The sequence below is a fragment of the Maridesulfovibrio sp. FT414 genome, assembly GCF_050916235.1.
Lineage (GTDB): Bacteria > Desulfobacterota > Desulfovibrionia > Desulfovibrionales > Desulfovibrionaceae > Maridesulfovibrio.
Genome location: NZ_CP104854.1, coordinates 2,761,461 through 2,776,697, shown reverse-complemented (window position 1 = coordinate 2,776,697; position 15,237 = coordinate 2,761,461). Strand labels below are relative to the sequence as shown.

The 15,237-nt window shown below is 52.3% G+C and carries 12 protein-coding genes; 11 read left to right on the top strand and 1 reads right to left on the bottom strand.

Translation table 11 applies throughout. The annotated features are described in order from the left end of the window. Positions 1–101: 101 nt before the first annotated feature. The 9 genes from alaS (at position 102) to N7E73_RS12280 (ending at position 12,636) form a co-directional block, all read left to right on the top strand. Complete coding sequence (gene alaS / locus N7E73_RS12320; protein ID WP_432735059.1) at positions 102–2,744, top strand: alanine--tRNA ligase; 2,643 nt, start codon at positions 102–104, stop codon at positions 2,742–2,744. Between the two features lie 90 nt (positions 2,745–2,834). Further along, on the top strand, positions 2,835–3,263 hold the full coding sequence (rplM, locus tag N7E73_RS12315) for a 50S ribosomal protein L13 (protein WP_432735058.1): 429 nt from the start codon (positions 2,835–2,837) through the stop codon (positions 3,261–3,263). A gap of 19 nt (positions 3,264–3,282) precedes the next feature. Continuing rightward, complete coding sequence (gene rpsI / locus N7E73_RS12310; RefSeq protein ID WP_432735057.1) at positions 3,283–3,675, top strand: 30S ribosomal protein S9; 393 nt, start codon at positions 3,283–3,285, stop codon at positions 3,673–3,675. A 305-nt stretch (positions 3,676–3,980) separates the two neighbouring features. Beyond that, the gene (locus N7E73_RS12305; RefSeq protein WP_432735056.1) at positions 3,981–5,234 is read left to right on the top strand and encodes an EAL and HDOD domain-containing protein; all 1,254 of its coding nucleotides are present in this window, start codon (positions 3,981–3,983) and stop codon (positions 5,232–5,234) included. A gap of 52 nt (positions 5,235–5,286) precedes the next feature. Next, positions 5,287–6,690 (top strand): sensor histidine kinase, encoded by a 1,404-nt coding sequence (locus N7E73_RS12300; RefSeq protein ID WP_432735055.1) that lies wholly within the window; start codon positions 5,287–5,289, stop codon positions 6,688–6,690. A 359-nt stretch (positions 6,691–7,049) separates the two neighbouring features. Next, entirely contained in the window at positions 7,050–8,318 is a 1,269-nt protein-coding gene (locus tag N7E73_RS12295) for a radical SAM protein (protein ID WP_432735054.1), read from the top strand. Between the two features lie 116 nt (positions 8,319–8,434). Beyond that, entirely contained in the window at positions 8,435–10,540 is a 2,106-nt protein-coding gene (locus N7E73_RS12290) for a hypothetical protein (RefSeq protein ID WP_432735052.1), read from the top strand. A gap of 24 nt (positions 10,541–10,564) precedes the next feature. After that, positions 10,565–11,164 carry a DUF1318 domain-containing protein gene (locus tag N7E73_RS12285; RefSeq protein ID WP_432735051.1) on the top strand — a complete coding sequence of 200 codons (600 nt, stop codon included), beginning with the start codon at positions 10,565–10,567 and terminating at the stop codon, positions 11,162–11,164. Positions 11,165–11,178: 14 nt separating this feature from the next. Further along, positions 11,179–12,636, top strand: a complete 1,458-nt coding sequence (locus N7E73_RS12280; RefSeq protein ID WP_432735050.1) for a protein adenylyltransferase SelO — start codon at positions 11,179–11,181, stop codon at positions 12,634–12,636. Between the two features lie 104 nt (positions 12,637–12,740). Here the strand turns inward: N7E73_RS12280 and purM are convergent, their stop codons facing one another. Beyond that, the gene (gene purM / locus N7E73_RS12275; RefSeq protein WP_432735049.1) at positions 12,741–13,787 is read right to left on the bottom strand and encodes a phosphoribosylformylglycinamidine cyclo-ligase; all 1,047 of its coding nucleotides are present in this window, start codon (positions 13,785–13,787) and stop codon (positions 12,741–12,743) included. 157 nt (positions 13,788–13,944) lie between these two features. Here purM and N7E73_RS12270 point away from each other — a divergent pair, with 157 nt between their 5' ends. Together N7E73_RS12270 and amrS are read left to right on the top strand one after the other, a co-directional pair. Then, positions 13,945–14,208 carry a hypothetical protein gene (locus N7E73_RS12270; protein WP_432735048.1) on the top strand — a complete coding sequence of 88 codons (264 nt, stop codon included), beginning with the start codon at positions 13,945–13,947 and terminating at the stop codon, positions 14,206–14,208. A 9-nt stretch (positions 14,209–14,217) separates the two neighbouring features. Further along, entirely contained in the window at positions 14,218–15,234 is a 1,017-nt protein-coding gene (amrS, locus tag N7E73_RS12265; protein ID WP_432735047.1) for an AmmeMemoRadiSam system radical SAM enzyme, read from the top strand. The last annotated feature ends 3 nt before the right edge of the window (positions 15,235–15,237 follow it).

Below are 15,237 nucleotides of genomic sequence, written 5' to 3'. Positions count from 1 at the left end.
GGCCCATATGCATATTTTAGGAGCCCGTCCTGCCGGGCGGGTTCCTGTTCAAAACGTCGGTGGAAGCACCGTCGGCAATATATTTTTTACGGAGACAGCTCATGAAGGCCAGTGAGATCAGAGAAAGATTCCTCAAGTATTTCGAAGAGAAAGGTCACACCGTTGTTGACAGTTCCTCCCTTATTCCCAAAGACGACCCCTCCCTGCTCTTCACCAACGCAGGCATGGTTCAGTTCAAAAAGACCTTCCTCGGTCAGGAACAGAGGGATTATGTACGCGCCACCACTTCCCAGAAATGTCTGCGCGTGGGCGGAAAACACAACGACCTTGAAAACGTGGGACGTACTGCTCGTCACCACACTTTCTTTGAAATGCTCGGCAACTTCTCCTTCGGCGACTACTTCAAGGAAGACGCCATCAGATTCTGCTGGGAATTTCTCACTGAAGAACTCGGGCTGCCCAAAGAAAAACTTTACGTCACCATTTATAAAGATGACGACGAAGCTAACGAACTCTGGCAGAAAGTAGTCAACTTTCCCGCCGAGCGCATCTACCGCCTTGGCGAGAAGGACAACTTCTGGTCCATGGGTGATACCGGCCCCTGCGGTCCCTGTTCCGAAGTGCACATCGATCAGGGCGAAGACATGACCTGCGGCCCGAACTGCGGTATCGGCAAATGCGACTGTGACAGATTCCTCGAAATCTGGAACCTCGTTTTCATGCAGTACGATCAGGACGAAACAGGCGCACGCGTGCCCCTGCCCCGTCCCTCCATTGATACCGGCATGGGCCTTGAGCGCATAACCGCAGTATGCCAGGGCGTGCAGTCCAACTTCGAGACCGACCTCTTCCAGCCCATGATTCAGGCCGTGGCCAAAAAGGCCGGCGTGAAGTACAAGGAAGACACCGAGATCGATACCGCACTGCAGGTAATTGCGGACCACTCCCGCTCCATAGCTTTCCTGATCACCGATCAGATTCTGCCCTCCAACGAGGGCCGCGGATACGTACTGCGCCGCCTCATCCGCCGCGCTTTCCGCTTCGGTCGCCTGCTCGGGCTTACTGATCCGTTCCTGCACGAAACCACCCGCATGGTGGTTGACCAGATGGGCGGACAGTTCCCCGAACTGAACGACAACAAGGACTTCATGGCCCGCATGGTGCGCGAAGAGGAAGAGCGCTTCAGCCAGACCCTCGACAAGGGCCTGCTCATTCTCGAAGACGAGATGGAAGAGCTCACCAAGGAAGGCAAGAACATCATTTCCGGTGAAACCGCCTTCAAGCTCTACGATACCTTCGGCTTCCCCCTGGATATCATCAACGACGTGGCCGAGAAAAAAGGCTTCACCGTTGACGAGCTCGGTTTCAACGCAGCCATGAAAGAACAGAAGGACCGCGCCAAGGCGGCATGGAAAGGTTCCGGTGAAAAAGACACCGCCACTGTTTTCCGTCAGGTGCTTGAGGCTGGTCTCAAGAACAGTTTCACCGGTTATTCCGAACTGACCACCGAGTCACGGATCGTGAACCTTCTTTCCGAAGAGGGTGAACACCTCAACCGCATCACTCAGGGCAAGGGCGGCTGGATGATTACCGCCGCAACCCCCTTCTATGGTGAATCCGGTGGCCAGATGGGTGATTCCGGTGCCGTTGGCACCATGACCGGTAATGCAGACGTACTGGAAACCGTAAAGGCTTCCCCCGAACTTACCGCATGCAAAATTTTCGTAAGCGAAGGCGAACTGCTCCTCGATCAGGAAGCCAAGCTTGAGGTCGACCCTGCTTCCAGAGCAGCAACAGAACGTAACCACACCGTTACGCACCTGCTCCACGCTGCACTCAGAAAGGTGCTGGGCGACCACGTAAAGCAGTCCGGGTCACTGGTGGGACCTGACAGACTGCGCTTTGACTTCACTCACATTGCAGCCATGACTCCTCAGGAGATCGCAGAGGTTGAAAATGAAGTGAACCGTGCTATACTGACCGACACCAGAGTGGACGTTCAGGAGATGGGTGCCAAGGAAGCTACCGCTAAGGGAGCGACCGCACTCTTCGGCGAAAAGTACGGAGACAAAGTCAGAGTTGTTGAAATTCCTGGCGAATCCATGGAGCTTTGTGGGGGAACACACCTCAAGGCCACCGGTGAAGCCGGTACTTTCGTGATCCTTTCCGAGTCCGGAGTCGCTGCGGGTATCCGCCGCATCGAAGCCGCAACGGGATGGAACACTCTCAAATTCCTGCAGGAGCAGCGTGAAGAACTTGCAAAGTCTTCCGTAATGCTCAAAGCAGCACCCGGGCAGGTGGCCGACAGAATTGCGGCACTGCAGGCTCAGGTGAAAGAACTGACCCGGGCCAATGACCAGCTTCAGTCAAAATTGGCATCCGGAGCAGGCGCGGACCTTATGAGTTCCGTAGAAGAGATTGGCGGAGTTAAAGTGCTCGCAGCCAAACTCGACGTTACTACTGTCAAAGCCCTGCGCGATCAGGCTGATGCCCTGAGATCCAAGATGGATTCCGGAATCTTCTGTCTGGTTGCTGAGGTCGACGACAAAAAAGTTTCCCTGATCATCGCCGTGACCAAGGACTTGCACGATAGATTCAAGGCCGGTGATCTGATCAAACCCGTTGCAGCAGAGGTAGGCGGCGGTGGTGGCGGCAGGCCCGACATGGCTCAGGCCGGCGGCACCAACCCCGAAGGAATTGAAAACGCATTCGCAACGCTCAAGAAAATCGTTGCAGAGTCCTAGATCTGGAAAAGGTGGAATATTAGACTTGACAGCTAACGGTCACGGCATGTATAAGTCCCCTTCCCAGATTTCACGTAAGGAGCATTTCTAATGAAAACATATATTCCCAAGGAAGAAGACATCGCTCGCGAATGGTACGTGATCGATGCAAAAGATATGGTTCTTGGACGCCTGGCAACTCAGATCGCCAACAAACTCAGAGGAAAAGACAAAGCTATGTTCACCCCTCATGTTGACACCGGCGACTTCGTAGTTGTTCTTAACGCAGACAAGATCAAAGTTACCGGCAACAAGCTGGAACAGAAAAACTACTACAAGCACACCAACCACCCCGGTGGTTTGAAATCCAGAACCCTCAAGGTTATGCTGGAGAAAAAGCCTGATGTAGTTATTCAGACTGCTGTTCGCGGCATGCTGCCCAAAAACCGTCTTGGCAGACAGATGATCAAAAAGCTGAAAGTTTACGCCGGCACCGATCATCCGCACACTGCACAGCAGCCCAAGAACATGGAATTTTAATTAAGGGTGGAGCAATATTATGAGCAATGATTTCAACTACGCTACTGGCAGAAGAAAAAATGCTGTTGCACGCACCCGCATCTATCAGGGTAGTGGCGCAATCCTCGTCAACGGTAAGCCTTACGAAGAATACTTTCCCCGTAAGACCCTGCAGATGATTGTACAGCAGCCCCTCAAACTCACCAAAACCCTCGGCAAGTTCGACATCAAAGTCAACGCTGACGGCGGAGGTGTTGCAGGTCAGGCTCAGGCTGTGAGACACGGTATCTCCCGCGCTCTCATCGAAATGGATCCTGAACTTCGTCCTATCCTCAAACGTGCTGGTCTCCTGACCCGTGACGCTCGTAAGAAAGAGCGTAAAAAATACGGTCAGCCCGGCGCACGTGCAAAGTACCAGTACTCCAAGCGTTAAGCTGTACTGCGAAATATCGCATGCTCTTATGGCGGAGCCGCTTCAAGCGGTTCCGCCTTTTTTGTTTATCTGATCTCCAGAACTGCTCCGCCCTACATCCCGAACCCACAATCGACCATTGTCTCAATCGGCAAAACAGCTTATACAGAAATACAGGGGTCGAAGATTGGCGCAATCCATAATTTTATCCATCAACGGCAGGACGTTAGTGCAATCATCATTTCGCTAATGACTGGCTATTCAAAAGATAAAATTATATCTTACTAAAAAAGCTTAGTAATTGACCATGTAATGGAAACAACCAGATGACTCCCAAGAAAGACCTGCTCTACGACAAAATATTCTTTGCCCGGCAACCCATCCTCATGTCCGACCACTCCGTGTGGGGATATGAGCTGCTTTTTCGCGATAGCAGTCAGGCAACCAGCGCCGTGATCTCCGATGGCTACAAGGCCACGCTCAGGGTTGCTGCCGACCTCTGCGCCGCACCGGGTAAAGACGTTCCTGACAATGTCAAACTGGTAGTCAATTTCTCACATAAATCGATTATCGATAAAATTCCCTATTCTCTCCCCGCAGGGAAAACCGTGGTCCAGATTCCTGAAACCACTCCCCCAACCCCCAATCTGGTCAAGGCCCTTCAGGAACTTTTACAGGATGGATATTCAATCGCCCTGGACGACTTCGAAGGACGCCCGCAGGGAGAATTCCTCATCGCCTACGCAGATGCCATCATCGTGGACATTCTCTCCACCGACAGATCCAAGCTAGAAAAAATCTGCAACCTGTGCAGAGAGTGGGATACCAAGCTCATAGCCAAGCGGGTCGAGAACATGAGCCAGTTCACCATGGCTCAGGAACTGGGTTTCAATTTTTTTCAGGGCTTCTTTTTCAAGAAGCCGGAAAACATCAAAGGCCGCAAACTCCGTTCAGGTGAAACCGTAAAGCTCAAACTGCTGAAGCTTATCGAATCACCGACCCCGGACTTTGACGCACTGGCCGAAGCTTTACAGAATGATGTTTCCATCAGCTATCGACTGTTAACCCTTCTCAACTCCCCGACTTTCGGATTTTCCCAGAAGATCAGCTCAATCAGGCAGGCGATTGTTCTTGCCGGATGGAAGATGCTCAAAAACTGGCTGCGGGTAATCCTCTTGACCGACCTGACTCCGAAAGAAAAAAGTCTGGAACTCCCGCAGCTCGCAACACAGCGCGCAAGATTTCTGCACATGGTTTCTGCCAATTCGGGAAAAGGGCTCAACCCGGACTCGATGTTCCTGCTCGGGCTTTTCTCCCTGCTGGGTGCCATGTTCGACATGCCCATGCGTAAGCTGACCATGTATCTTCCCCTGGAAGAGGAAATCTGCGAAGCACTCTGCGGAGAAGACAACCTCTACAACAGGTATCTTGAGCTGGTGGCCTTCTTTGAGAACGCGGACTGGGACAACCTTGAATTTATTCTCGAAGAGCTGGGGCTAGATCCGATCATGGTTTCAAAATGCTATTACGATGCAACCCGCTGGGCCAACAGCTTCTACCAGTTGCCGCGCACGGCCTAAGCATCTTAATCCACTACAGGAATCAACCGCCTCAAGCGATGGTAATATAACGATGCCTGAATGCCGTACCGATGACAATTCCGCAATGACCATCCTGATCACCGGAAAAATTCCGCTGAACCATTCCCTTATTCCCGAACTTCACAGACAGGGGCACGCAGTTTCCGTAGCCCGGACTCCGCGGGACACCATTTTCGCTTACGCCAGCCAGCAGCCGGACCTGCTTATTCTTGCTGAGCAGGAAGATGTCGCTGCGACGTTTCAAAGCATCCGGGAAATCAACCCGGAAGCACAAGCCCTGCTTGTAATCGATACCGCCAACCCTGCTTATTTCGAACCGCTCCTTGAATTCAACAACGTCTCTTTCGTGCCTGCTTCTGCATCCAAAAAAAAATTTCTGGATACCATTGACAGCTTCATGAAGCTGACCGCACAAAAAAAGAGAACCGAAGCGGACGGTAGAATCTATGACCTGATCCTGAAGAGTCTGCCATTCCCTGCCATACTGTTCTGCGAAAAATCCCTGAAGCCCTTATTTGCCAATAAACCGGCGCAGGACAAACTGCAGGACCTTGATTACACTGACGAAGCACCGTTCCTTTCCGCCCTTTCCGATGAGGTGCGCAACAACCTTTTCACCGATATCGATGCCTACCGCATCCACTCCCTGAATTCGGTACCCGCTTACGACCGTTACTGGGATCTGACCATAGAGCAGGTTGCACCTTCGGTATTCATGCTGCTGGCCATTGACACTACAGACCAGCGCCGGCAGATGCAGTTCAGGGAAGAAATGGAACGCATCACCCGGCACGACCTGCGCTCGCCAACCGCCACCATAGTAGGCATGTCCCGTATCCTTGAAACGGAAGCTGGCCTGAATGATGAATTTCTGCCCATTGCCCGGATACTACGGGAAACCAGCGAACGCATGATCCGGCAGATCGACACTTCGCTGACCCTGATCCGGCTGGAAACAGGCTCACTCAAGCCGGACGCATATCCTTTCAACCTTTACACTGCGATAAGCGCAGCAGTTGGCGACCTCAGCCAGCTTGTTAACGATAAACAACTCGAAATTGTCAGCATGTGCGACGGTGAACCGATGCAGGAGGAAAGTTCCATTGTTTGCTTCGGAGAGGCCGCGCTTATCATCACCATGTTCTCCAACCTGCTCAAAAATGCAGCTGAAGCGGCACCTTCACACTCCAGGATAAGCATCACCATCAAGGAAGAAGACGGTTACATAAGAACCGAAATCCATAACCATGGAGAAATTCCCGTTTCCATCCGCAATAATTTCTTCGACCGCTACACAACATACGGCAAGAAAAACGGAACAGGGTTAGGAACTTACAGCGCACGGCTCATTGCCAGAGCATCTGGCGGGGATATTTCGTTTACAACGTCCAAGGAAAAAGGCACAACCCTGATCGCGACAATTCCAAAGCCTTAACGCGAAGATTTTACATGGTGTGCTTCGCCTCCGGCAGCCCTGCGGGGCTGATTTTGATGCGCTTTGCGCTTTTAGCAATCTGGTTTCGCCGCCGGCGGCCAAAGGAGCTAAGCCATCTCTGCTCTCCATATCCGTAAGGCTCGAAGCGAAGCTTCTCGCCTAACGGCTAGTGGGCCTTTGGAAACCCTCAGGTTCATGTTATTGCTTGCAAAAGTGACCGCAGGATAATTTTTTTCAAAGCTAAGGCAGTAAAACCATATTTCATTGATTGAAAATAGAACACGCCAACGGCGAAGCCTTAATAAAAGGGTTTAAGCCCCCGGAGGGCCGCCGGAGGTATACCGAGGACATATAAAAAAATGGCAACCAAAAAGAAACCACGCCCGCTTCTTGTTTTTGCAGACAAAGACGGAAACATATACGACCACCCGGAACTTGAAATGATGTGCCGTCGCGGTGACGAGCTTGCACAGCCCAAGCCGGAGGAATACATGCCCCTGCCCCCGGACAGCGAATATTTCCTGCTGCCCGGCCGCTACCCCATCGGCCTCAACCCCGAAACCGGAGAAGTCGAGGAGGTGGACGGAATTGCCGTTGCAGCCTTTGCCTGTCCGGGTCACACCCTTACCGGTCTGGCCGCCTACGCCAACGGTGAAGACGCGCCCGTACTGCCCATGTTCGCATACGGGGCCGTGGGATATGCCAACGGACGGTTCTGGATTACCGCCAAACAGGTGGATGAAGACAAGCGTCAGGTATTCACCAAAATTCCGTGCCAGAAGATTGATGCCGGTGCCCAGCGGATGATGAAGGAGATGCCCGAAAACCGCCTTGTCCGTCATCTGGCAGGCTGTGCCATGACTTACGGATGCCCGGCTGCCAAAAACCTCGCGCTGGGACGCTATGAAGCCCCACTCCCCACCTCGCGGACCTGTAACGCCCGCTGCATCGGCTGTATTTCCGAACAGCCTGAGGATTCCGGTTTCCCGTCCACTCAGGAACGAATCAAATTTACGCCCACTGCCGATGAAATCACCGAAATCATGCACTACCACGCCAAGCGTGAACGCAGACCCATATTTTCATTCGGACAGGGCTGCGAAGGCGAGCCGCTTACCGAGCACGTCCTTTTGACCGAAGCCATCCGCAGATACCGTGCTGAAGGCGGCAAGGGAACTGTAAATATCAACACCAACGGTTCCATAACCGAGGCCATGGAGCCTCTGGCAGAAGCCGGGCTGACATCCATAAGAGTCAGCCTGAACTCCATGCGCGAGCCGGTTTACAACGCCTACTACCGTCCCAAGGGTTACAAATTCTCCGACGTGGTGGCCACCATCTACAAGGCCAAGGAACTAGGACTGCATGTTTCCCTGAACTACCTGTTTTTCCCGGGAATAAGCGATACCGAATTCGAAGTCGGCGCGCTTACCGAGATCGCGAAAGAAAGTAAACTGGACTTCATCCAGCTGCGCAACCTGAACATCGACCCGGACCTGTACATGGAACTTATGGAGCCGTACGAATTCGGACCCGGAATGGGATTCGTGAACTTCCGCAAGCGCATCAAGACGGAATGTCCGTGGATCGGATTCGGGTACTTCAACCCGTATCTGGGAGATGATTAGCCGCAAGACTGTAAAGACCTGCAGAATACCACTCTGTGTTTTTGGACCGTAGTATCTTGAATATACTACGGTCTTTTTCTTTTGTGTTCACATCGGGCCAAGTGTATATTCAATAAATGATTATCCGTTTCCTGTCGGCCTTCGCCATGCTCATGCTACTGCTCTGCACTTCTTTGCAGGCATCTGTCCCTGCCGGGCGTGACAACTTCAGCATGGGCTGGGAATTCGCTGTAGCACTTCCGCAAACCGGTATCTATGGAAAGCTCAAGGGCAGTATCAGCCATATACGGAACACGGATTTCAGGTTCAAGGGCGAGTACATCAACACCGAGAGCCCTATCTCAAGCGGGCCCGTATTTGTGGATACGCTGCTGAGGCTTGAAGACGGCGGCCTTTCGCTGGACAGCCTGCATATAAAGCTGAACAGGCTGGGAATCAGTCATGAAGCTCTCGGAGTGAATACCCCGGACGTAGAGATAACAGGACGCGGACATCTAAACACTCTATCCGGCACTGCTGAGTTCAAGGACCTCGTCCTGCGAGTGAGCAACCTGCCGGAGATACGCGCCGATCTGGAGTACTCGCCAGAGAAAGGGGGAACTGTGACAGCCTCCTTCCCCGATCCCCTGCCGCTGCTGGAGACTCTGGCCGGAGCATATCTGGAAGGATTCAAAAACTGGGACAAAGCTGGGGAACTAGGGCTTACACTCAAGCTTGCAGGACTGAAGTCAACTCCGCATGCAGATCTGGAACTGCTTTTCAATGGGCTTTCAGCTGCATCTCCGGACGACAAGGTGCTTCTTGATGGTGTAACAGGGTATGTAAACGCAACTGCCCCCCTTGATTTTACCAGCATTGCAGGAAACTTTTCCGTAAATAAGGGAGAAGCACTCTACGATACCTTCTACATGGATTTTGCCCGCCATCCTTTCAAAGTCCTGTTCAATTCGGATTTTCCCGCAAATAAACAATCCATTGCCGCAAAGCTTAATCTGGACTGGAAAGGAATTTTCCGTATGCAGAGTCAGGGAACCGCCGACTATACCGATGGCAAATTTGACTATACAGCAGGAGCAAAACTGCGGACCGACAACCTGAAATCCGCTTTCAAACTTTTCGCCGTTGACCCGCTATCTCTTGGAGATATTTCCGCAACCGGGCAGATGGACATAGACTGTTCTGTCAACGGACAACGAAATGGAACCCGCATCACCGGCACACTGAACCTCGCGCAGGGAGGATTCTCCTCGGACATTCTGACCGTTGCCGGAGTGGAATCCATGCTCCCCTTTGTCCTCAGCCTTGATGGCAGCATGCATCCCCGGACCGACCCGGATCTTACCGTCCCATCCCCCGGCAGGATACACCTGCAGAAGATCAGATCCGGCCCCATGACAATCAGTGACCTTTTGATCCCTGTGACCGTATCGTCCAATGCAATTGAATTTGGAACAATACCGGAAATAGCATTGGAAGGAGGAACTGTTCAGCTTTCCGAACTCAGCATGAAGAATCCCTTCAGCAAAGACTTCCTGCTGCATGGCAGACTGAAAGCTGAATCCGTAAACCTTCTGCCTCTTTCACCACCATCACTGCCTATCGAAGGACAGCTTGGCGGAGATTTGAGTTTCTGGCTGATCAAGGAACACCTCTCCACCAGCGGCAGCCTTGGGGGCAATGTTTACGGCGGGCAGATGAGTATTTCAGAAATGTATGCCGAAAACCCTTTCGAGAGTTCCCGCCAGTACGGAGCAGACTTCGAATTCCACAATCTGGACCTGGAGCCGATCAGCAGGGCTCTCGATATCGGGCGCATTACCGGACGCGTGGACCTTGACCTCAACGATCTGGTCATCGCCTACGATCAGCCTGCCCGGTTCGAGCTCCACGCCGAAACAACGCCGGGATCTGATTCCGACCGGGACATCAGCCTTAAAGCCGTCAACACGCTCTCGGTCATCGGGACCGGATCCGGGTTGACCGGAACCAGCGTGGGAGTGTTTTCACAGTTCTTCAAGGCCTTCGGCTACGCGGGTCTGGGACTGGAGTGTACACTGGATAACGACATGTTCAGGATACGAGGCTTGATCAGGGATGATGGAATCGAGTACATTATCAAACGACCGCCTCTTTTCGGCATCAACGTCATCAACAGCAACCCTGAAAACCTGATCAGATTCTCCGACATGCTCAAGAGGGTTAAACGGGTTCTCGGGAATTAAAAACTAAACTTTTAGGAGTCCTGAATGCTTAAAAAATCAGCCCGCATCATGGCATTTTTATCCCTGCTCAGTTTTGTGGCCTGCGTTACCGTAAACATCTACTTCCCGGCAGCCAAAGTCGAAAAGGCCGCTGAAGACATAGTTGAAGACGTCTACGGAACGCCCCCGACAAAAGAAAAAGGTAAGGACGAGCAGTCTGCCCTTGAAATCCTTGTTGCGTTCGCAAGCCCTGCATCAGCCCATGCCGGACCTGTAACCGAATCGGATATTGAAAGCCTGAACCAGTCCAATTCCGCCATTCGCGGCCTCAAGAAAACAATTTCCGACGACCACCAGCAACTGGTCCCCTACTACAACGCAGGGAACATCGGCATCAACAAAGAAGGCTTCCTTGAAATAATCAACACAGACGGCCTGAACCTCAAAGACACGGCACTATTGCGCCGCCTTGTATCGCAGGACAACAACACCCGTGAACAGCTTTATGAGGAAGTCGCCGCCTCCATGAATATTCCCGGCAGCGAGATTGATAAGGTCAAAACCATTTTTGCCGAAGTCTGGCAGAAACGGGCTCCTGCAGGATGGTTCATCCAAAGTGCAAACGGCAGCTGGAAGAAAAAATAGGCGGAATACGGGTAATGCCCTTTGACAACACATACTCCAGACTGCCTGAACGGTTCTATGAGCGGATCACCCCGGTCAGGGTTAAAAATCCGGGGTTGATCCGTGTAAACCGGGAGCTGGCCGCGAGCATGGAATTCCCGCTGCCGGAAACAGACTCGGCCATGGCCGAACTGTTCTCAGGTAATGAACTTCCTGAAGGCTGCGATCCAGTCGCGCTGGTTTATGCCGGACATCAGTTCGGGCATTTCGTGCCCCGGCTGGGGGACGGACGCGCCGTGCTGCTCGGGGAATATGTCAACAGCACTGGAAAGCGTTTTGATATTCAGTTGAAGGGCTCGGGCCGGACCAGATTCTCCAGAAACGGGGACGGGCTGTCGCCCCTTGGCCCGGTGATCCGTGAATATATCATAAGTGAAGCCATGTACCGGCTGGGAATCCCCACCACCAGAGCATTGGCCATGGTCAGCACCGGAGAGAAGGTTTTCCGGGAAGAGGAACTCCCGGGTGCCGTGCTTACCCGCGTTGCTGCTAGCCATATACGGGTAGGAACATTCGAATACTTTGCATCACGCAGCGACCACGAAGCCCTCAAAATCCTCACGGACTACGCAATCGAGCGGCATTACCCTGAGTTGACCGAAACAGCCGAACCATACGCCGCCCTGCTGGATAAAGTCTGTGCGGCTCAGGCTGCCCTTGTCGCCAGATGGATGAGCGTCGGCTTTATCCACGGGGTCATGAATACTGACAATACGACGGTTTCGGGCGAAACCATAGATTACGGGCCCTGCGCCTTTATGGACAGCTATGACCCGTCTACGGTCTTCAGTTCCATTGACACATACGGACGATACGCTTTTGGACGCCAACCAGCCATTGCCCAGTGGAACATGGCTTCCTTTGCCGGTTGCCTGCTGCCGCTGCTGCACGAAAATGAAGACACTGCCAGGGAAGCAGCCCAAAGCATCATTGATGGGTTCAAGGACATATTCAAGCAGCATTACTTTGCTGATATGTGCAGGAAAATCGGTTTTTCCAGCCATGAGGACATTTCGATAGAGCTGTTGAACAGGCTGCTGGAAATAATGCAGCAGGGAAAATCAGACTTCACCCTGACTTTCCGCAAGCTGAGTTCTGCGGTTGAAAATACGCCCGAAACATTCCTTTCTGGATTTTCCGGAAAAGACGAAGTGGGAAAATGGCTTATAGATTGGCGCAAAGAGCTGAACCGGCAGGGCATCGCCCCGGACAAGGCGGCACAGATCATGAACGGATGCAATCCTGCCGTAATTGCGCGCAACCACCGGGTTGAGCAGGCCATCTCCGCCGCAGTGGAACACGGAGATTACAGTGTTACCGACAGATTGCTTGAAGCAATCCGTCTTCCCTACGCAGAACGCACAGACTTCGATGAATACCGGAATCCGCCGGAGCCGTCTGAAAAGGTCTACCGCACTTTTTGCGGGACATGACATAAGACATTACACCGGTTCATCCGTTGATGAAATCAACAGGACGAAAAAAATCCCCCGAAGCGTCACGTTCCGGGGGATTTTTTTTATTCAGTATCAACAAACTAGAATTTGACGTCGACCTGTTCGGAATCTCCGTCGCGGGCGGTAATTTCGCCGATCTTCCAGGCATTGAGCTTCATGCCGGAAAGACGGTTCAACACATCTTCTTCGCGGTCTTTGGACACCACGAGGATGTAGCCGATACCGGAGTTGAAGATCTGGAGCATTTCAGGCCAGCTCAGGTTGCCCTGTTCCTTAAGCCAGTTGAACACCGGCAGAACTTCCCAGGAACCGAAATTGATTTCCGCGGTTACCTGCTTGGGCAGGATGCGGGGCAGGTTGTCGTAAAAACCGCCGCCGGTAACGTGAACCATTCCCTTGATCTCGATATCGCGGGAAATGTTGCGCACGGCATCAACATAGATTCTGGTAGGGGTCATCAGGGCTTCGCCAATCTTCTGGTCGGTGCCGGGAAGAAGGTCGTCTGCCTTGAGGCCGGACTCGTCAAAAAGCTTGCGCACCAGCGAATAACCATTGGAATGGACCCCGGAGGATTCCAGACCGATGATTGAATCACCGATGGTGATGGATGAACCGTCAACGATTTTTGTGTTGTCCACGATACCTACACAGAAGCCGGAAAGATCGTACTCGCCGTCAGCGTAGAATCCGGGCATTTCCGCAGTTTCACCGCCGAGCAGCGCACAGCCGGAAATCTTGCAGCCTTCCACAATCCCTGCAATAACTTCTTCGGCCACGCCTGTTTCCAGCTTGCCGGTTGCGAAGTAATCGAGGAAGAACAGGGGTTTTGCACCCTGAACAAGGATATCGTTCACGCTCATGGCCACAAGGTCGATACCGATGGTATCGTGCTTGTCGACAGCAAAAGCGAGTTTGAGCTTGGTTCCCACGCCGTCGGTTCCGGCAACGAGAACAGGCTCTTCCATCTGGGTAAGATCAAGCTTGAACAGCCCGCCGAACCCGCCGATATCGGTGACCACGCCTTTGGTGAAGGTGGAACCCACCATTCCCTTGATGCGGCCTATAAAATCATTGGCCGCATCGATATCAACACCGGCGGCCTTGTATGCATCAGAACGACTTGCCATATTATTATCTCCTAACAGTCTCTAAGAACGGACTGTATATGCTGAATCCGCAAAGAGTTCAAGAAACATCCCCGCCCTTTCCCCGGATCCGCAATAAAAAGGACTACAGTTTGCAACAAAATCAATAACAGCTTATATTATGACACGGAGGAAATCCATGTACAAGAAAACTTTCACAACGCTGATTATTATCGTGGCACTTTCCATGGCCGGGTCCGCATACGCCGGAACCAAATTCATCAACAAGGATACCGCCAAGGAGCGCAAGCCGATTAAGTTTGGAACTGATGTTGATAATACTGAAATAACTATCAAATCAGACAAAAAATCCAACACCATGAGCACAAAGCCCAGGAAGAAAGAGGAAGACGAAAACCAGTCCGTTGGACCGATTTTCGTGGTCCCGGAAATCAAACCTTAGGATACTGACATGCTTCATCCAGCGAGACTCTGGAAAAAACTTAAAGAAAACAAGGTGCAATGCCGCCTGTGCAGTTACTTCTGCATAATTGAACCGTCCGCGCACGGCAAATGCGGGGTCCGGCAGAATGTTGACGGCGAGCTGATGACCAAGACCTACGAACTGGTCGCCGCCATAAACATCGATCCGGTGGAGAAAAAACCGCTCTACCACTTCCTGCCCGGAACAAGCACATTTTCACTGGGAACGCAGGGCTGCAACTTCGGCTGCACATTCTGCCAGAATGCATCCCTATCCCAGCACCCGAAAACCGGAAGGCAGATAACCGGCCAGAAGGTAACACCGCAGACTATAGTGGAAGCGGCCATCGCCCACAACTGCGATTCCATATCCTTCACCTACTCGGAACCGACCATCTTTTTCGAGCTTATGCAGGATACCGCCCGTCTGGCGCATGGTAACGGTCTGAAAAACATTATGGTTTCCAACGGTTTCCAGAGCCCGGAATGCATTGAAGAGCTGACCGGCCTCATTGATGCCGCCAACATAGACCTCAAGGCCTTCAATGACGATTTTTACCGGGAAATATGCTCGGGTCGTCTAAGTCCGGTGCTGGAAAACATCAAGCACATGAAAAAGAACGGCTGGTGGATTGAAATAACCACCCTGCTCATTCCCGGAAAAAACGATTCGCCGGACGAACTTAAGCAACTGGCTGCCTTCATCGCTGATGAGCTGGGAGAAGAGGTTCCGTGGCACATATCGCGTTTCCATCCGGACTACAAAATGCAGGATTGCCCGGTAACCCCCATGCAGGCCCTGAGTCTTGCGCGCAAAATCGGAGTCGATGCAGGGCTGGAGTATGTTTACGTTGGCAATGTGCCAGGCAACGAGCACTCCACTAGTTTCTGCCCGTCCTGCAAGGCTGAGATCATCAAACGGTTCGGATTTGACATGACCAACGTAGGGCTGGAGCACGGCATGTGCAAGTATTGCGGCTGCAAAATAGATGGAGTATACAAGTAAGGA